This is a genomic window from Desulfonema magnum, from assembly GCF_017377395.1.
Lineage (GTDB): Bacteria > Desulfobacterota > Desulfobacteria > Desulfobacterales > 4be13 > Desulfonema_C > Desulfonema_C magnum.
In genome coordinates this window covers 5,481,094-5,501,809 of sequence record NZ_CP061800.1, presented here as the reverse complement: position 1 = coordinate 5,501,809, position 20,716 = coordinate 5,481,094, and the positions used below count along the sequence as shown (strand labels likewise).

Annotated in this window: 8 protein-coding genes and 1 riboswitch; of the genes, 5 read left to right on the top strand and 3 right to left on the bottom strand. The window is 48.5% G+C overall.

The features are described from left to right. Nucleotides 1-170: 170 nt before the first annotated feature. Nucleotides 171-7,124: a DUF4114 domain-containing protein gene (locus dnm_RS31855; RefSeq protein WP_207678865.1), complete on the top strand. Its 6,954-nt coding sequence runs from the start codon at nt 171-173 to the stop codon at nt 7,122-7,124. An 86-nt stretch (nt 7,125-7,210) separates the two neighbouring features. On the opposite strand, the gene dnm_RS21045 is transcribed toward dnm_RS31855, so the two are convergent. Continuing rightward, complete coding sequence (locus tag dnm_RS21045; protein ID WP_207678864.1) at nt 7,211-7,438, bottom strand: hypothetical protein; 228 nt, start codon at nt 7,436-7,438, stop codon at nt 7,211-7,213. A gap of 486 nt (nt 7,439-7,924) precedes the next feature. On the opposite strand from dnm_RS21045, the gene dnm_RS21040 reads away from it, so the two are divergent. The 4 genes from dnm_RS21040 (at nt 7,925) to dnm_RS21025 (ending at nt 17,929) form a co-directional block, all read left to right on the top strand. After that, complete coding sequence (locus dnm_RS21040; RefSeq protein WP_207678863.1) at nt 7,925-8,173, top strand: hypothetical protein; 249 nt, start codon at nt 7,925-7,927, stop codon at nt 8,171-8,173. 83 nt (nt 8,174-8,256) lie between these two features. Further along, the gene (locus dnm_RS21035) at nt 8,257-8,967 is read left to right on the top strand and encodes a hypothetical protein (protein ID WP_207678862.1); all 711 of its coding nucleotides are present in this window, start codon (nt 8,257-8,259) and stop codon (nt 8,965-8,967) included. 951 nt (nt 8,968-9,918) lie between these two features. Continuing rightward, nucleotides 9,919-13,947, top strand: coding sequence for a DUF4114 domain-containing protein (locus dnm_RS21030; RefSeq protein WP_207678861.1), 4,029 nt, complete (start codon nt 9,919-9,921; stop codon nt 13,945-13,947). Nucleotides 13,948-14,395: 448 nt separating this feature from the next. Continuing rightward, complete coding sequence (locus tag dnm_RS21025) at nt 14,396-17,929, top strand: C10 family peptidase (RefSeq protein WP_207678860.1); 3,534 nt, start codon at nt 14,396-14,398, stop codon at nt 17,927-17,929. 193 nt (nt 17,930-18,122) lie between these two features. Here dnm_RS21025 and amaB read toward each other — a convergent pair whose 3' ends face one another. Both amaB and dnm_RS21015 read right to left on the bottom strand, forming a co-directional pair. After that, the gene (gene amaB, locus dnm_RS21020) at nt 18,123-19,655 is read right to left on the bottom strand and encodes an L-piperidine-6-carboxylate dehydrogenase (protein WP_276571816.1); all 1,533 of its coding nucleotides are present in this window, start codon (nt 19,653-19,655) and stop codon (nt 18,123-18,125) included. 186 nt (nt 19,656-19,841) lie between these two features. After that, nucleotides 19,842-20,009, bottom strand: a complete 168-nt coding sequence (locus dnm_RS21015) for a hypothetical protein (protein WP_207678859.1) — start codon at nt 20,007-20,009, stop codon at nt 19,842-19,844. A gap of 221 nt (nt 20,010-20,230) precedes the next feature. After that, a riboswitch (cobalamin riboswitch) is annotated at nt 20,231-20,418 on the top strand. Nucleotides 20,419-20,716: the final 298 nt, after the last annotated feature.

The window sequence follows — 20,716 nt, the reverse complement described above, 5'->3', positions numbered from 1 at the left end:
GATTTTTTTAATCAGCAAAATCCGTATAATCAGCGGTAATCCGTGGTTCAGCAGGGTAAGTGAAAGGAGGTGATGTCAATGTGCAGTAAATAACATCCCATATTTTTTCGGAAAAGTTTTTATCTTTTCATTAAGTCAGATGAAGTTTTTTTCAAGAAAGGAACAGAAAAATGAACACCAGGAAAAGTTTTTTCAGCTTTGGCAGTTGGAGCATATTGGCAGTTTGCCTCTATGTCATGGCTTTGGTTATGGGCGCAGGATTTGCAAGTCCTGCCTGTGCTTTGGACTGCCCCGCAGGTTATGTGGAAATGTCTGGCAAGGTCACGACCGGCGCAGGAACAGGCATTGAAGGTGTCGAACTCAGGGGGCTTGACGGCAATCCTGAGACGGACGCGAACGGAAAATATGAAACCTGCCTGCCCAAAGGCTGGACAGGAACGATTGAACCGATATTATTCGGATATGACTTTTCTCCACCAAGCAAGAGATACACGGACATACAAGCTGATCTGACGAATCAGAATTACAGCGACACCAAAACGTATAAAATCTCAGGGTATATCAGAGACAAGGACGGCAATGGCCTTCAGAAAGTAACCCTGGTCGGACTGAATGTGATGACTGACAACAACGGGTCTTATACGGCCAATGTGCCTTCTGGCTGGTCAGGAACGGTTACGCCGAATCTTTCAGGAGGCGGCATTACATACAGTTTTATGCCTCCGCAAATCGCCTATACAAAAGTAGCCTCTGATTTCGTGGAGCAGAACTATACTTCAAGCCTTCCACTTCTTACAATTCAAGGATATGTGAAGGACAGAAGCAGAAACGGCGTTCCCGGAGTTACAATCGAGGTGGAAGATATTTATGCGGGAACCAAAGATTCGACCCGCACAACGGATTGGCGAGGATTTTACAAGGTCAAGGTGGAAAATCAAGCTTCTGTAACTCTGACGCCTAAAAAACCTGGCTATACATTCACACCTTCAAATGGGCTTTTTGAGGACATCTATGAAAATATTGATTTTGATTTCAGAGCAAACACATCTTCAAACACGGATTGCAGCGCTTCCCCCACAAAAAATCAGTCAAAAGAGGGGGGTGGGAATTGGAGTAATCCTTATACATGGAGTAAAGGCCATGTTCCGACCTCAAATGAGGAAGTGCAGATTAACGCGGGGGATGTCATTACTGTTGACGTTGCTTCTTTCTCTGTAAAAACGCTATGTAATTTTGGAAAATTACAGGGCACGGCCGGTTCCAATCTGACAATAGCAGCCACGGATTTCATCCTTAATTCAGGAGAAATCATAGGAGCAAATGGCGCATCCAGCAGGCAAAAAGGCTCTGATGTCGCACTGGCCGCAATGAATATTCACAATTCCGGCACAATTCTGGCGGGTAACGGAGCAGAAGATCGCAGCTATCACGCTCAGGGCGCTCAGGGCGGCACGATCATGCTCACCGGGGACAACATTACCAACGAAGGCAGCATTATCGGAGGTAATGGCGGATACGGCCGCGGTGGTCATGGTGGTTCTGCTTATGGCGGCTATGGCGGTTTTGCAATGATCATGGCAAAAAAAATAGCAAAAAATAATAGCGGTGCTACCATAACTTCGGGAATCGGCGGAGGCGCTTATGCTTCCGCTGATCGCCATTGCAGAAGGCGACATTGGTGGAGCCGGAAAAAATGCTGGTACACTGGCGGATACCATCGTGCAGGGGATACCGGCAACACGACGTTTTCCGGTCTGATCGCCATGAACAGAGGCTCTGTCAAAGGAAAAAATGTTATCTTTGATCCGAGCAGCCTGGAAATCATTGGCGAGGATGCCGAAGTTATCGCGGAAGATGATATCGTCATCACAGGCGGAGCAGATACCATTGTCTATCTTGCTGATCTTATAGACGGCAGCATCTCCGCACCCGGAAACATCACAATTGAACTCGGCCCCGGAAGCACGCTTGACATGCGGGGACTCACGGCAAAAGCAATTCAGGCCGATGGCAATATAGAAATTTATGCTGACAAGATCATCACAAATGACGGCGAAGTTACTGATGTTAATGAACTGGTCAATTCCGGTCTGATCGAAGCCGGAGGAGAAGTGACGCATGAGGAAGGCAAAATCCGTTATGAAGTGATTGTGGCCGGTTCCGAGCAGGTGAACGGAGAGGCCGGAGAAACTGTTAATATCGAATTTTCAGTTGTCAATCACAGTTCTGTTGATGACAGCTACACCCTCACAAAAACCGATACTCAGAGCTGGACATTGGGCGCATTGGATTCTTCTGTGTCTCTGGCCTCCCTTGAGACAAAGAAGTTCTCCCTGGCTGTGACGCTGCCTTCGGAGCAGGGTGTCGAGGACACGATCACAATCACGGCCCGTTCTGTAAAACATCCTGAGACTGTCGGGACATTGGAAATCCGGATTTCAACCAACCTCATTATTGCAGAAGAAGATACAACCGATGCGGATGAGGACGGACTGATCAAATTCGAGGAAGACAAACTCGGAACCGATCCGGAAAAAGCTGACACTGACGGCGACGGAATGGATGACTGGTGGGAAGCGAATTATAAACTGAACCCGCTCAGTGACGATTCTGCGGATGACAAAGACGCTGACGGATTTACCAATATTCAGGAATATGAGAGCGGCAGCGATCCGACCGTGGCGGACAGCGACGGCGACGGCATCAATGACGGCAGTGACAACTGCCCGTTTACCGCAAACGCTGATCAGGCGGATTCTGATGGTGACGGAGTTGGTGACGTATGTGATCCCGACATAGACAATGACAAAGACGGAATGCCGGATGTCTGGGAAAACTGGTATGATCTGAATACGTCTGTAAATGATGCGAATCAGGACAAGGATGCGGACGGATATTCCAATCTTCAGGAATTTCAGGCGGACACAATGCCGAATGACCCTGAAGATTATCCTGACGGATCAGAACCTGCCGACACTGACGGTGACGGCGTGGCAGACGATGCGGATAATTGTCCCTCTGTTGCAAATCCGGATCAGACAAATTCTGATGATGACGAAACAGGTGATGCATGTGACACGGACGATGACAATGACGGAACTCCGGATGAAACAGATGCTTTCCCTCTTGATCCGGCAGAGCAGACGGACACTGACGGTGACGGCACTGGTGACAACGCAGACACGGATGATGATAATGACACCGTGACAGATGATCAGGATGCGTTTCCGAAGGATCCGAATGAACAAGTGGACACCGACGCTGACGGTATAGGGAATAATGCAGACACGGATGATGATAATGACACTGTGACAGATGATCAGGATGCATTCCCCCTTGATCCGAGTGAACAGGCGGACACGGACGGCGACGGCACAGGCAACAATGCAGATACAGATGATGACGGCGATACAATGCCGGATGAATGGGAAATTCTGTATGGCCTGAATCCTCTTGCGGATGACACGCTGGAAGATTCGGATGATGACGGCGCAACAAATATTGCAGAATATCAGGCAAACACCAAGCCCAATGATGCAAACTCAAAACCTGCCCAGCCTTCAAAACCCGAGGCCATTATTTATGACTGCGCAAGCGGCTTGGATGTGTCCTCATACATGGCGGACAAGGTTGGAAATCCCGAAGTCCATATTTTTGCTGTAAGCCAGCTCATAACCACTTTCCTTGACGACCACAGCACAAGAGCAGAAGGTCATGTGCATATTCTTCGCAAATCAGGAAATCCCATGGTTCTCGTGCTGTCATCTGCCGAACCTGCAACATGGGTGATTCACAACGAATCCGGCGCGGATATTGAGCGCATTATCCTGAACGGAAAATCTGTACATGAGATTGAAGGAGCAGAAGGTATTCCTGTCACAGACAGAAGCGGTGATAATTTCCTGGTTTATAACGAAGTCTATGAATGGGATACAAAACCGGCTCAGGATTTGGCTGAGGGTGTTGAGGAAATTGTCGGCGTTCCGATTACCTCATTCAGCGGCTGTTACAGAGCCAGTCAGTTTATTATCAAAGATGAGAACTCGGTATCAGATAACAGTGTGGTTGTCACAGGACATGGCGAGTACAAAATGACCATCACGCCGAATGCCGATCCTGACGCTCAGGAAACTGACATGACGCTGGCACAGGATGAAAACGGTAATTTTGTCGGCGACAATGGCAAATACACAATTACGACCACGCCCTCTGACGGTGATTCCGGCAACGCATTTACATTCACAGTGGGCAAGAATCTTACTGGCTCAGGGGCGGCAAAGGTTGTGGTCGTCGAGCCAAATGACGACGGCGGGTATCAGGTGACCTCACCCGAATCTCCCACAACAGAAATGACGGTTCATGAGGATGGTTCTTACACTGCCACGGATACGGAACATCCCGGAACCGTGATCAGCGGCGGTAAGGAAGAAGGCGTTTATGAGGTGACAGATGCGGAATTCCCGGGCATGAAACTGGTCAAGGATGCAGCCGGTGTTCAGAAAGTCACGAACATGGCCTTCCCCGGAAAAGAGGCGGTCATCAATGCGGACGGCACTTATACCGTGACCAGTGAGAAACACCCCGCTATGACGGCCATCTATAATCCTCAGGATGAAACTTACAGAATTACTGATGAATCCAAGCCCGGCATTGTTGTCACGTTTTATAAAGACGGCAGTTATTTTGCCACGGACGCGGACGGAAACTGCTTTGTTATTGAGAAGCGGGGCATTTGGGGTGATGTCTTTGACTTCTTTGGCGATGTGGCTGATTTTATCAGTGACGTAGCAGATTTTGTCGGAAAGATTTTCAGCTTTGTAGAAAAAGTGGCGAATCTCGTTTCTGAGGTATTCAGGGCGGTTCAGGTTGTCACAGGAATTATCGGATCCGTGTTTGGCTCTCCGCTGTTTCTGATGATCTCCTGCTATGCGGGCATCATCGGAGATACGGCAACAGCAGTGGCAGGATATGCAGGAGAAGTCGCAGCAGCGGCTGAAAGTGTGGAAAAAGCAGCAGATGAAGTTTCGGACGCAGCCAAAAAATGCAGACGCTCACGAGCAAAGCGGGATCGCTTTATGTTTGATATTCCGGAGGACTGTACGGTCTATTATTTGTACAGGGCTTCGGGCGTGATAAAAGATAGTGATGGCAATTCCATTCCGGGCGTTACCGTTAAACTGGATGATGTCACGGCCATTACAGATGAGACAGGTTTCTGGGAGATCATCGCCCTGCGTAACGGTGATTATACTGTAACCGCTGCCAAAGACGGCTATGATTTTGAGCCTGCGGAATTTTCTGTTGAAAATGGTAATGTCGCAGTTTCCGTAAGCACAGTGGTTGATACGGATGGAGACGGCGTGAATGATGATGCTGATACGGATGACGACAATGACGGAATGCCGGATGCGTGGGAGGCTCAGTACGGACTGAATCCCCTTGGTGATGACGCTTCCGAGGACAAAGACAATGACGGCCTGTCAAATCTGAAGGAATATGAGCAGAACACAGACCCGACAGACCCTGATGATCCGGCCCCTGCTCCGGTTGATACGGACGGCGACGGCGTGAAAGACGGCTCAGACGCTTTCCCCAATGATGCCAGTGAATGGGCAGATTCGGACAAGGACGGCGTAGGTGATAATGCGGACGCTTTTCCCAATGATCCCAATGAGCAGGTTGATACGGACGACGATGGAACAGGAAACAATGCGGATACGGATGACGACAACGACGGAATGCCGGATGTATGGGAACTTGGACATGATCTGAATCCGCTTGCTGATGATGCTTCGGAAGATGGGGACGGAGATGGCTATTCCAATCTTGAGGAATACAAAGCGGATACTGATCCGACTGATGCTGATTCCAAACCTGAATCGCCTTTTGAAGCCGGTGTTTTCACTGTAGGCCCGGACAGTGTTGTCCAAATTGACTGGCTCTACGACGGCGGCGCATACAAAGGCGAACTCGGCATTTTCAGTCTCAGGGACATGGAAGACTTGGAACCCGGTTCCGAGGCATTCATTGCCGAAGCAGTGAGACGGGTGCTGTCAGACAGCGAGGAAGGGCATCTCGTGCTGTCCGATCCGAGCGAAGGCGCACGCTTCAGCGGTTCTCTCGGAGAGGCGAGAAACTGGAACAGCGGCGAATACAAAGGCGTAAAAAGCTTTGATATGAAGCCCGGTGACGATTTCGCCACCATCCTGGTTCCCAACGGCACATTCGGTGCGCTCGCGGACAATCCCGGAACAACAAACACTTACCTGCGTCCCCTGTTCTCACTGGTATCATCCAATCCGGTTCACGGCATGTATCTGGGCCAGATTGCCGATGTCAACGGCATGGGAACAGCATTCTCTTACGAGGACATAAGTGCGAACGACAGTGACAAAGATTACAATGATCTGATCATTCAGATCACCGGTGCCGCAATTGACGATGTTCCCTCACTCGATTCTCTGACAGGCGCAAGCAGACGCAGCAGGGCAAAACGTGACAGGAGCGGCTGGTTTGACTGGAGAGCGGAAACAGAACTGGGCGGCGTGATCATGGAACACTTAGATGCTCAGATTACTGATCCCGAAACCCTGTGGCTTTCCGCCGACATAAACACCGACGCGGCATTGCTGGCATATGATCCCGAAGGCAGAGTGATCGGCGAGACCGGCGGCCATATTCCGGGTGCGACATTCGGAGAGGACATTGACGGATACCGTTTTGTCTCTCTGCCAGCGTTGGAGGAAGGTGGCTATCGCCTGGTTATCCGTGGCGAGGAGGATGAAAGCGGCATTCTGACCGTAAGGAAACATCAGGGAGAAGATGAAGTTCTTTCGGAAGAGACAATGAGCCTTGACATTGAAGCACATCAGGTGCTTATCTCCGATGTTGAGGTGGCGTCATCCCGCGATGGCCTGGACATTGACGTGACTGAAGCCGGAGAATCCGAAGCCGGACCTTATGATTTCAACGGCGACGGCGTGATTGACGACAGTGACATTGAGAAAGTCTCCTCTGTCTGGAATATCTGCGAGGGCGACGAAGGTTATGTTCCGTTCCTCGATCTGGATGATGACGGCTGCATCACCATTCTCGACATTATGCCGGTGGCGAACAGCAAGTAATATGAACCCATTGGCCGGCGACCTCCTGCCGGCCATGCAACCTGAACCGCGGATGAACGCGAGTCATAATCTGCCAAATCTGCGGTTCACACCTTTCCGCTTAACACCATAGCCCCTTTCTGATAGTAGCGACAAGTTTGCAAGCTCCCGCCAAGCCCCGTAGGGGCGATATGTTTGTAGCATTCATTATGCCGGGCCGGCCAAGCCCCGTAGGGGCGACATATTCGCAACATGATTTGATACAAATATGCCGCCCCCACGGGGCTTGGCGGGGGCCTGCAAACCTTCTGCTGTCCGTAACGCTCAGATTGCATGGGACAATCTGCAAAAAAGAGATGTCATTTTGAAAACGACATCTCAATCCTATATCGGACCTGATGGCAAAACTTATCAAAAACCCCATACCAACGACCACGGCCTCTATCGTCAGAAAGGCTCAGATTGCATAGGACAATCTGCAAAAAAGAAGTGTCGTTTTGAAAACGACACACCTGTCTTATCCCATAGCGGATGGGCGCATTTACCAAAAACCCCATACCAACGACCACGGCCTCTGCCTGATTGCCCAAACCCTCCGCTTTTGCTTGACCCTTCAGCCCTTTTCTGATAAGCGATTTTGACTGTGGGGATAGGGAGGTACCCCTGAAAAGCCAGTTTCTGCTGCTGGCCTGCCCCACACTCCTTCCTAACAGCAGATAATCTTATAAACGGCCATGATCTGCCGCTCGCAACTAATTATGAAAGTTTCGCAATTTTTCCTAACACTTAACACTTTCATATAAAGCAGAAAGGATTTTGTCATGCCAAACCGGAAAATCGTATCAAAATCATCGGAAAACGCTCCTCTGCCGCTGATCGTTGCCAGCAAATGGGGGAACATTTTTCTGATTGTAACGGATTTTGGGGAGGTCCGGGAATATGACATCGGATTTAAGGATTTACCGGATATTCCGTGCCGGGACCGGCCGGGACATCCGTTTCATCCTCCGATCCGCTGTCATATTGCCCGACGCAGAAAAAAACCCGGGCCTCCCCAAAATCCTTTATAACCAGGCATTTTTATGCCATTGAGGATTGGATTGTCGGCATTGTTTCTTGTGATGCTCGTAAATCCCAGAAACTGTGGGGTGATTTGAAATCCAGACTGTCCGTTTCAATCGGACAGTTGCCTCACGCCGCGCCAAACAAGCGTGTATATCAGAAAGATCACACTGATGACCACGGTCTCTATCTGATTGCCCAAAACCTTCGCGTCACCAAAACCCGCCATGCCCTCCGTGAGATCAAGGAGTACCTCGCCAAAGCCGGCGTGTTCGTGGACAACCTGCGGACCAACAAGGACGGCGCACGGAAAAAGCTGCGCGGAGAACTGAATCTGGAAAATCCGGCAGGGGCAATGGAAGACGCTGTTTCCGGATACCGCAAAAAAAGGTGCAGCGATGAATGGATCAACACACGACTGAAAGGCGTTGGCAATCGTCTCATTTTCAGCAACACCATGGCAGACACCTGCAACACCCGCCCCGACTTCGCAGGTGCGACCAACTCGGGATACAAAGAGATGTTCGACATGGTAAAATCCGAAATCGTCAGATATCTCGGCCTGACCAAAGCCCAGGCCCGCAAGATGCGTGATTATCTGAGCCAGTTGGCCTTGCAGGGCATTTCCCTGTACGAAGTCGCCGCGACCCAGAAAATGCAAGAATCGGGCCGCATCCTCACCAGAAAAGAACAAGTGCGGATCGTTCAGGACTGTGCGGCAATGGTGGCCCCCAGCATCCACAATCTGGCCGCATATCTCGGCATTGATCTGGTATCAGGAAAGAAGCTGATCGCGGAATAAACAGAATCGCACCAACGTCCCATGATAAGGGAACTGACATATATGAAAAGCCCGGCAATTCATTGTCGGGCTATTTTTATTAAGTACCTGATCATAAGTTCTCAGGTAAGTACCTGAGCAAACGTTTTTATATATCTTTTCCTACAAACGGCAAAGAAACCCGGCTTTTTTGCCGGACGGGGTTTGCAACCCCGTCCGGAATATTTTCCGGATCGCCGCCCGCAAACGTTTCGGACGGGGTTGCAAACCCCGTCCGGCAGCAACTGACATATATGAAAAGCCCGGCAATTCATTGTCGGGCTATTTTTATTAAGTACCTGATCATAAGTTCTCAGGTAAGTACCTGAGCAAACGTTTTTATATATCTTTTCCTACAAACGGCAAAGAAACCCGGCTTTTTTGCCGGACGGGGTTTGCAACCCCGTCCGGAATATTTTCCGGATCGCCGCCCGCAAACGTTTCGGACGGGGTTGCAAACCCCGTCCGGCAGCCGTCCCTCATTCTTAGCCTGATGCATATGGGGTTTCTCCCCCGGTCAGATATTAAAAACTTATGGTTAGGTACTTATTTTCAGATGCCGGACCGTATGCGACTTTTTTTTAACCGGAAAGACAATGCCGCTGAGACACGGAGAATCTTCGTGAAACTTCGTGCCTTTGTGCCTTCGTGGCATTAGCCGCACATCGCTTCAGTTTTCCCCGGAATGACATTCCGAGACAACGGCATTCTGTGACATAATAATTTCAGCATATTGATCCCTCCCCCAAATCCCTTATCATTAGTACTTTAAAAAAAATATAAGAAAAAAAATTCCTCAGCATATAATAAGTTCAAAGGGAAAATTGAATCGCAGATCAATGTATATATGAGAGCGACTCATATAAAAAGTTCAGCGATTCTCTCTGTCTTACCCACGATATCTAAAAATTACCAGACTGAAAGGAGGAAGAAATGAGATTTTTCAAAATTACGATAATTGTATTCTGGGCTATTATTCTGGCCAGCGGGGTTTTCACCGCGGACATGGCGCAAGCTCAGGATAACAAACTTGTCATCTCTGGCCACATTCGTCATTCAGACGGAACAGGCATGAAAGGCGTTGTTCTGGATGGATTACCCGGCAATCCTGAGACAAACTCCGACGGCTTTTACAGTGTCATTGTGGGCTCGGGCTGGTCAGGAACAGCAACGCCGAAAATTCCGCTTCATAATTTCAATCCTCCGAACCGCATATATATCAATGTAACAACTGACCAAACTGACCAGGATTACACAGGAACGCTTGTTACCCACACGATTTCAGGCCATATCCGAACTTCGGACGGCACAGCAGTGGAAGGCGTTACATTTGAAGGGCCTGACGGTCCGGTAACAACAGATGCCAGCGGTTTTCTCAGCATTGAAGTGGAAGCCGGATGGTCAGGAATATTGAAACCCAGGCTGACGGGTTACACTTTTGTGCCTTCAGACTGCACATACACCGATGTCACAGAAAATATTGATAATCAGAATTACCAGGCGGTTCAAATCCCCGGGGTGAACTGTGATACCCCAACGATCCGCTCAAACGGAAGCGGAGATTGGAACAATTCCGAGACATGGATTCCGAAAAGGGTTCCAAAATGGAATGATATTGTTGAAATCAGCCCGAATGATACCATCATGATAACTTCATCCGCTGAAATCAGAATAAAAGGTCTGTGTAACTCCGGAACCCTGACAAGCACGCAGGACGCGGATATAAAGATAACAGGAGAGGATTTTATTTATAACCAGGGAAAGGTTTGGGGCGGCGACGGTGCTGATGGTTCGCCCGGGAGAAACGTCATATTAACAGGTAAGGAGACCTTTTATAATGACCAAAATGGCGATATTCAGGGCGGCAGAGGCGGAGACCACTACGGATGGATTGCCCGGGCCGGAGATGGCGGTTCTGTGGAAATATACGGAGATACCATCACCAATAAGGGAATTATCGGTCCGGAATGTTATTCTGATTCTCCGGAAAGTGACGGCGGAAACGGGGGACACTCACTCACACCGCACGGGCCAGGCTCCACATGCGGCGGATCATACAGCGGGAACGGCGGCAACACGATTCTTCTCGCGGATTCCCTGCTGATCAACACAGGGACCGGTCGCGTAGCCACCGGCGGCGGTGGCGATGCCAATTACGGACATTGTTCGCCACATCCGGGAAGAGGCGGTAATATCATCTTTTCAGCACCCGTGACCATTCAGAACGGAACCATTATGGGATGCGGAAAGGGAGGAAAGTTCTCATGGGATCCGACCATTGCCATGACAGGAAGCGAGGCCAGGTGGCATTCTGACAACATCAAGATTTATGGCGGCGAGAGCTGGACCCTTGATCTGCGAAATCTGAGTGAGGCCGCTATGGTGGCAGAGAATAAGATCACCATTGGCGTTGGAAAAAACAGCATCATTGATCTGCGGGGCGCGGCAAAAGGCGCTCTCCAGGGCAGAAATGTGGAAATCTTTGCAGATACAATCCTGTTGGATGAGGGCGTAAGGCTTTCCGATATCATCACCAGTCCGAAGCTTCAGGTCTGTCCGCCAAAAATTCTCTTTGACTTTCTGATAAAAATTCCAAAACAACTGATCAAGGGGGCAACAGAGGATATCGTATTTTTTGATCTGTTTGTACTCAATAACAGCCCCATTGAAGACACATACACCTTGAAAGTCACCGATTCCAAAGGCTATGAAATGAATGTTCATACATACCAGACATTCAAACTAAAGGCACTCAGTAAAACAGAACTCTCCCTGAACCTCGTGCTGCCCGCGTCTGTGGGAGCATCTGAGTCCCTGACGCTCACGGTGACATCTCACGGTGATCCTGATCTTATGAGAACGGCAAATATAAAGATCATCTCTTCCCAGGCTTCCGAGGATATACTGAAAGATTCGGATAATGACGGGCTGTCAGATGCGGATGAGGCAAAATACGAAACCGATCCGATGAACCCGGACACGGACGGCGACGGCATGAAAGACGGATGGGAGATTGCTTACGAACTCGACCCGTTTACTGATGATGCGTGGGAAGACCCGGATGAAGACGGATATGCCAATATTGAGGAATATGAAGCCGGGGCTGATCCCGGAGTATCTGATCTTATTGACTTTGAATCTCTTCCGGAAATGCTCCCTTCGGACGGTCTGAAAATCGGCGATCAGTTCCGCTCCCTTTACGGCATTGCGTTCCGTCTGGATACAGATAAAGACGGATTTCCGGATGACGATGCGCTTCCAATACTTGAGAAAGCAGGCAGCGATGACTTGGGACGGGGTTTTTTTAATGACTCTCTGAATGAGAATGATATCGCTGCTCAGGGTTATGAATCTCAGCTCGGAGATTTCTTTCTGACCATGGGCGGAATCAGTGCTGATCTCATCATTAGTTATGACACTCCTGTGGCCGCGGTGAGTGCGCAAATCTGGGATATTGACAGGCATGGCGATAACACCGAACAATGGCGGATTGAAGCGATGGGTATGGAATACGCTTCAGGAAAAGAGGACGTGATTGATTCGGTACGCACACCTGTGGGAGAAGACCTGAAGTTGGATGGAAAGCCTTATACCTGGTCTTTTGAGCATGAAACTGCTGACATTTATGCGATCCGAATTTCGTTTGTCGGTTCGACCTCGGAATACCTTGACATGGCTTTTGATAATTTTGTGCCAAGCTCGCTTCCGATGATGCCGAAATTTGAAGGCGGCGTGTTCACGGCAGGAGAGAACGGCGTTGTTGTCATAGACTGGTTGTATGACGGCGGTGAATATCAGGGCGAACTCGGCATCTTCAGTCTTTCAGGAATGGAGTATCTGGCACCAAAGGCATTTCAGAAGGAAGCGGTAAGGCGGGCCTTGTCAAATACCCGACAGGAGGGATATGTGGTCATCTCGGACAGAAAAGAGGGCGCACGATACAGAGGCTTTCTCGGAGAGAGATATGATCGGAACGGCGGGCGTTATAAAGGAGTGAAACGCTTCAATATGATTCCCGGAGACCGTTTTGCAACCCTGCTGATACCCAACAGCACATTGCAGAAATTTTATGATAATACGGAAACTGATAATCCTGAAAAACGCCCCTTGTTCTCCCTGATATCAAAGAATTCCGATCATGGAATGCACATCGGCCAGCTCGCGGATGTCAATGGACTTGGAAACGCGTTTGTGTATGAAGATATTGATCTGGACGATCTTCAGAGTGACGGAGATTATAATGATTTTATCATCCGGATAACTGGCGTGACAGCAGAAGGGATTCCGGGACTGAACTCTCTCGTGAATCCGGACAGAAATGCCAGGAAAAAGCGGGACAGTAAGGACTGGTTCGATTGGAGAACAGAGACAGTCCTGGGCAAGCTCCTCATTGAACACATCGAGTCTCCCTCTGCACAGCCAGAAGATCGCTGGGTTTCTCTGACCCTTGATGCTAAGGCAGATCTGGCTGTGTATGATTCCCTTGAAAGAGAATGCAGCAAACAAGGATGTTATATTCCGGCCGCAGTTGCCGAATTCGGAAGCAACGGCCAACAACACATTTCTCTGCTCGATCTGAAAGCAGGCGATTACCGTTTTGTGATCCGGAGTACGGAAGATGAAAATGGTCTGCTGACCGTGAGGGAGCATGTGGGAGAAGATGAAATTCTGTCCGAAGATAGGGGAGCGGTAACTCTTGGAGCGCATGAGACCCTTGTTACTGATATGGCAGTGTATGATGACGGCGACGGCATCGAAATTGATGTGGGACAGGCTGAAGAATCTCCGGCAGGGCCTTATGATTTTGATGGAAACAGCGTGATTGATGACGCTGACATTGAGGCGGTCTCCCTGCTTTGGAATGTATGCGACGGCGATGAGGGATATGATCCGTTCTACGATCTGGATGATGACGGCTGCATCACCATTCTCGACATCATGCCGGTGGTGAACAGCAAATAATACTAACTGATTGACCGGCAGTTGATTACCGGTTATAATATCTGAACCACAGATTTTCACGGATGACATGGATGACACGGGGTTTTCAATCAGTGGAATCCGTGTCATCCTCGGTAATCCGTGGTTCAGAACGTTTGAACCACTGATTTTCACAGATGAAACGGATGACACGGAGTTTTTTCAATCCGTGAAATCCGTGTCATCAGCGCTAATCTGTGGTTCAGAAGGCTTGAACCACAGATTTTCACGGATAACACGGATGACACGGAGTTTTTTCAATCTGTGCAATCCGTTTCATCTGCGTCAATCCGTGGTTCAGGAGGTTTGAACCACTGATTTTCACAGATGACACGGATGACACGGAGTTTTTCAATCAGTGAAATCCGTGTCATCCTCGCTAATCCGTGCTTCAAACAATGGAACATTTTTTTACTAAGGAGGCTGAACAATGAATTCCAAACAAACAAGACGTTTCTGCAAAATAGAAAACGGCGCATTTGCCATCTTTTTTTTATGTCTGTTTTTATTGATTTTAGTGAGCCTGACCTTTACCTGCGGAAGCAGGGCGGAAACAATCAAAAGCGATGTTTCTTATAGTGTTGAGCCGGAGTCTGACAGTGATTACAAAGAAGTTGCTGAAAATTTTTTACGTTATCTGAACAGCGATAAAAAAATCGTATCCATCAAAGCAATGAGGAATGGCAACGCGCTTATCGGCCATTTGATAACACTGAATCAGGGCGGATATATTCTGGTTCCGGCGACAAGATATCTGCCGCCTGTAAAAGCATATTCCTTAAACAGCGATTTTGATGCGCTTCCCAAATGGTATCAGGAAGTTCTGATAAATGAACTCAGCGCCCTGCGACAGATAAAAACTGACAAGAGGGATAAGATCAGAACCGAAAATTCTTCCCGGTGGGATTTTCTTCTTTCTTATACAGATAAAAAGCGTTCTTACAGATATAAACCCGATACTTTTTTGTTAAAAACAACCTGGAATCAGGGATATCCTTATAACAAAAAACTGCCAAAAATTAACAATGAGCATGTCTGGGCAGGTTGCGCTCAGGCAGCCCAGGCACAGATAATGAAGTATTACAATCATCCTCGGAAAGCCAATGGCGTTGTCACGCATCACTGGAATGGTCAGGTGTTCAAAGCCATATTATATAAAACGTATAACTGGGATATTATGCCGGATTCCATAAATACCAGCACCCCTGAATATATACAGGATGAAATTGCCTTGCTCATGAGAGACCTGAGCATAGTCAATCACGCGGATTACGGGCTTAACGGCTCCTCAGCTTCGACTGATATCCGGGCGCTGACAGAAAATTTCGGATATGCCACAGGCATAGACGAAATGACCAATGATGATGAAGATCAGTTTTTTGAAACCCTCAGAAGTGAGATAGATGATGAAAGACCGGTTCTGTTAAGTTTTGTTGGTTGTCATGTCACGGTCGCTGATGGGTATGCATCGGATCCGACCGGTAAAAAAATTCACATCAACATGGGCTGGGGAGGAAGTGGTGATGAGTATTACTATCTCAACGATACTGTTGTGACCAACTCCCATACGTTTCCTCCGAATTTGAACATGATATACAATATCAGGCCATGCAGTCCTGAAAAAAATAATTGCTATGTCAATTTGGAAGATACAGACACGATTGAAAATTTCTCCATTTCAGGAAGGTTTAATGATCAGTATGACATGGACAGCTATGAAGTCTATCTTAAAGGTTCCACCCAAATCACCGGATCATCAGGGTATTACCAGGGCTTTTATATTATGGTTTATAATGCGGACAGGGAACTGCTTATCTCACAGGATGATACCATAAACCTCAGCCTGCCTGCGGGGAAGTACGCAGTCAAAATTTCTCTGAGGAATGAAGACGGATGGCATTATACTTATGAAGCGGATTCTGCGGATTATATGGCTGAAATTTCAACTGAAACATTAACTGCCGATGAAATTTCACAAATTGAAGCCCGTGATATTCCGCCAGTGATTACCAACGATTTTGAAGACCTGATCATTTCATCGCCGCATAAAATACGCATTGACGCATTGGATGAAGACGGAGATGACATATCGTTTAAGGCCGTAAGTAGTGATGAGAATGCGGCCGCGGTGAATCTGGACGGAAATATACTGACAATTACCCCCCTGGACAGCGGAATCAGCGAAATCAAGGTAAAGGCAAAATCAGGAGATGAAAGAGCAAAGAAAACATTCAGGGTACTGTCAGTCAATGAAGAAATATCCTTTGGCAAGGAATTTACCATAGATGGTGTTTTTGACAGCCAGGAGGATTTTAACACGCACAAGGTGATTTTGGACGGAGAGTGCAGCATCTGGGGATATGGTTTCAAATCGGTTCTGGATTCAGAAGGAAATTACCTGGTGAATCCGGGGTGTCAGACCATCGAAGACCAATTTGAAAGAGATGTCTGTTTCATCGGAAATTCTCTGGAGGAAAATCCCGGACAATGGGGAATGTCTTTCTCCTATAATGAGGACGGAGATAACAGTTACACATTGTTTGTCAGTTGTCCGGATGCGGATACAGACATAGATGTTATTGCCGAACTCTTGGAACTTGATGACGGTTCAGGTCCTTCTGCCACATATTACACGTTGGAACCGCAGATAACCGGCGGAAACGGGAGCATAGAACCGGGGAGCGAATTAAAAGCAAAGCAAGGTTCGACTCAGGTATTTACGCTCAGGCCGGATCCCGGTTATCAGGTGGCTGTGTTCACAGATAACGGAGAAAATAAAAAAGGGGAACTGGCAAATAATGAGTACCGTCTGAGTAACATTCGGGAAAACCATGTGATCTGTGTGGCTTTTGAGGAGACTCCGGAGTCAGAGGAACTGATCTGGCTGACCTCCAAAGCAGATGCGATTTCCAAAGCACAGGCAGAGGATAAAAAAGTTCTGCTTCTTGCGGGACGCGAGATATGCGGCAATACCACATATATGCGCGATACAGTCTGCGAATCCTTATCTCCTCCGGTTAATAACCTGCTCTCTGATGCTTTTATCCTCTGGTTCTGTGATGTGGATTCAACTACGGACTATTATCCATATGCCTCGGGCCTGGGAAATTATATGCTGCCGCTGATATGCTGCATTGATCCGGATGACAGTGAGACATATCTGGATCGGACCACCGGCACTCAGACCCCTGATGACCTTTACTCCCGGCTTGAAAGCATCTCCGTTCCTGATCCCGTCATATACATGCTGACGCCTGAAGTGACCGGCGAAAACGGAAACATAGAACCGGGAACAGCATTTCAGGTGAATGAAGCGTCCGCCCAGACGTTCACACTCATGCCGGATTCCGGATTCCGGGTGGCTGTGTTTACAGATAACGGAGAGGACAAAAAAGCGGAGATCGAAAATCATCAGTACACCCTGAGCAATATTCGGGAAAACCATGTCATCTCCGTAAGTTTTGAGAAAATACCAGCTCCGGCTCCGGAAAATGTCTCAGCCACGGACGGTGCCACATATCAGGACAAGGTTTGTATTACCTGGTGTGCGGTGCCGGGCGCGGCGTATTACAAAATTTATCGCGGCATAAACAAGAATTCAGAGGAATCAGAAGCACTCACAGACTGGCAATCCATTACAATGTTTGATGATACATCGGTCACGCCAGGCGAGATATATTACTACCGGGTGAGGGCGGCGATAAATACCTCAGGAGCGGATGCCAGTGAATATAGTCACTGGGATACAGGTTCCGCAACGCTGAAAACTGTTCGGAAGGGCGATATCAATGCGGACAATCTGCTGGATCTGACAGATGCTATCCTGACGTTGCAAATACTGGCCGGAGAGCATCCGTCCATGTTTCGTTCGGATTACAGCTTATGCGAAGCAGATATTGACGACAACAGCCATGTGAGTCTGGCAGAAGCTGTTTATGCCCTGCGAGCAGCAGCAGCGGAATAATAAGTACCACGCCATAAGTTTTCTGATATCTATCCGGAAAAGAAACCCGGGTTTTTTCCCCGGGATGATCCTCTTCTTCGCAGGAAAAAACCGGGTTTCTTCCCCTGCTGCAACTTTTTATAAAAAACTTATGGTTAGATATTTACATTTTAGCTAAAGCAGCTAAACGTAAGTTTGACACTCCCTGTTTTTGTCAGTCCACATCAAAACGAATTCCCTGTGCCAGCGGAAGCTCTTTGGACCAGTTAATGGTGCAGGTCTGACGGCGCATATAAGCCTTCCATGCGTCAGAGCCGGATTCCCGCCCTCCGCCGGTTTCTTTTTCTCCGCCAAATGCTCCGCCGATCTCCGCCCCCGAGGTTCCGATATTGACGTTTGCGATACCGCAGTCACTGCCCCGGTGGCTCAGAAATGTTTCCGCCTCCGGAAGGTCTCTGGTCAGGATTGCAGAAGAAAGCCCCTGGGGAACATCATTCTGATATGCAATGGCTTTTTCCAGCGTGTCATACCGAATCATATAAAGAATCGGGGCAAATGTTTCTTCCTTTACAATAGGAGCATCCGGTCCGATCTCGCAGATACAGGGCGTGACATAAGTTCCCGCGTCAAAAACATCGCCTGAAAGAACCTCTCCTCCGCAGAGAATCTTACCGCCCTGGTTTCTGATCTCCTCCAGTGCCTTTTGCATGGCATCCACAGCAGCCCGGTCAATCAGCGGACCCATGAGAATATTTTTTTCAAGCGGATTTCCAATGGGAACCTGTTTGTATGCCTTGACAAGACGCTCGGCAAGGGTTCCGAAAATATCCTTATGAACAATGATGCGCCGTGTGGTGGTGCATCGCTGACCCGCGGTTCCCACAGCCCCGAAAACAATGCCCCGGACAGCCAAATTAAGTTCCGCACTGGGCGCGACGATAATGGCATTGTTTCCGCCAAGCTCCAGAATGGTTTTTCCCAGACGGCCCGCGACCACCTCACTGATATGCCGCCCCATGGGGACACTCCCCGTGGCTGAAATAAGCGGAATCCGCTGATCTTTGATAAATGTTTCTCCGATTTCTTTCCGGTCCCCGATCACCAGGCTGAGGACACCTTCGGGAAGTCCGTTTTTTTGCAGCACACGCCATGCGATTTTCATGATGGCAATGGCTGTGAGCGGGGCTTTGGAAGAAGGTTTCCAAATCACCGTGTCACCGGCAACCAGGGAAATCATCGCGTTCCAGGACCATACAGCCACAGGAAAATTGAAAGCGGTGATCACCCCCACAGGCCCGAGAGGATGCCATTGCTCATACATGCGGTGTTCAGGGCGCTCGCTGTGCATGGTCAGACCATAAAGCATCCGGGACTGACCCAGAGCAAAATCTGTAATATCAATCATCTCCTGAACTTCGCCTTCCCCTTCCGCACGAATCTTTCCCACCTCAAGGCTCACCAGCGCGCCGAGGTCTTCTTTGTGCTTTCGCATGGCTTCGCCGATCTGACGGACAATCTCGCCCCGTTTTGGCGCGGGAACCATTCGCCATTCTTCAAAGGCTCTGACAGAGCGGGTTACGACCTCCTCATAATCGCCTTTCCCCGCGCAGCGAATTTTCCCAATGACCCGGCCGTCAATGGGGGAAAAGGATTCCATGATCTTCCCGGCACATTTCAGCCAGGAACCAGTGCCCGCGCCCTGTTGCTCATCCGGCACGTCCAGCTTTTCAAGAATTGCTTTCATCATATCACCCTCCCATCATCTTAACATTATGATATTATCTATCCGATCTTCAAAATGGCATGTGAATACTATAGCCCTGTTCAGCAATAAAGTCAAAATCAAATTTCACAGACTTACGCCCGTTCCCATTGATCCGGATTTATCTTGGCACGAGCAGCCCCGGGTGATGTGTTCTGATTTTCCGATTATTTAAGAAACCAATGCGTTTGTCAGAATTGCAGCAAAATATTCACATTCTTCTTTCGGCAGATCTTCCGCGGCAAACAGTAAAAGATCGAAATCAGAGGGATTTCCGATGCTGCTTTGGAAGCTCTCAGACAAACGGGGCAGCCGGTCATCGTCTGATTCCTGCTTCATCTGTCCGCTATGACTGCGCATCTTATGCTTTTATGCGCGCTAAAAGAGACAGCGCCCGTAATAAGAGAAAAAAATATTGACTTTTACGTTTCGTTTTAATATACAGATTAATTACCTGTTTTCAGCAGACTGGCATTCGGTTGAATTGGCAATTTTGCGGGGCCGGTTCGAATTTTTCAATCCGAACCGAGCATAACAGTTGTTTTTCAATCTGCTGATTTCAAATGAAACGCCGTTCGGGTGCGTAGTTCGCTTAATAGGGAATCCCGTGAGAATCGGGAACGGACCCGCCGCTGTGATCGGGAACTAAGGCCGCAAAATGCCACTGTTCGTCAGTCAGACGGATGGGAAGGCGCGATCATTAGGATGATCCGAGAGTCAGAAGACCTGCCCGGACGGAAAGAGAACCAGCCTTTACTGGCAGAGGCGGCTCTTGGATCATGAGGATAAAAAAAGGGATATCCCCGGATTCGAATCATTTCGAATTCCGGGGATTTTTTTTGCCGTAAAAATTTGCTAAATAAGACAACAGGGTGTTTTTCCCCTGAATCCTGTGTACAGGACAAAAAAGATAAGTGCCGGAGAAACCCGGCTTTTTCCGACAGGGGAAACCGCCTCATCCGGGGAAAAAAGCCGGGTTTCTTTGCCGCCTGTCTTTTTTGTCCTGTGTACAGCCCTGAGTCAGTAAAACAAAAATAAGGAAACTA

Coding starts and splice junctions, on each gene's coding strand:
- dnm_RS31855 (WP_207678865.1), top strand. CDS start 171: ATGAACACCAGGAAAAGTTTTTTCAGCTTTGGCAGTTGGAGCATATTG.
- dnm_RS21045 (WP_207678864.1), bottom strand. CDS start 7,438: ATGCAATCTGAGCGTTACGGACAGCAGAAGGTTTGCAGGCCCCCGCCA.
- dnm_RS21040 (WP_207678863.1), top strand. CDS start 7,925: ATGCCAAACCGGAAAATCGTATCAAAATCATCGGAAAACGCTCCTCTG.
- dnm_RS21030 (WP_207678861.1), top strand. CDS start 9,919: ATGAGATTTTTCAAAATTACGATAATTGTATTCTGGGCTATTATTCTG.
- dnm_RS21025 (WP_207678860.1), top strand. CDS start 14,396: ATGAATTCCAAACAAACAAGACGTTTCTGCAAAATAGAAAACGGCGCA.
- amaB (WP_276571816.1), bottom strand. CDS start 19,655: ATGATGAAAGCAATTCTTGAAAAGCTGGACGTGCCGGATGAGCAACAG.
- dnm_RS21015 (WP_207678859.1), bottom strand. CDS start 20,009: ATGAAGCAGGAATCAGACGATGACCGGCTGCCCCGTTTGTCTGAGAGC.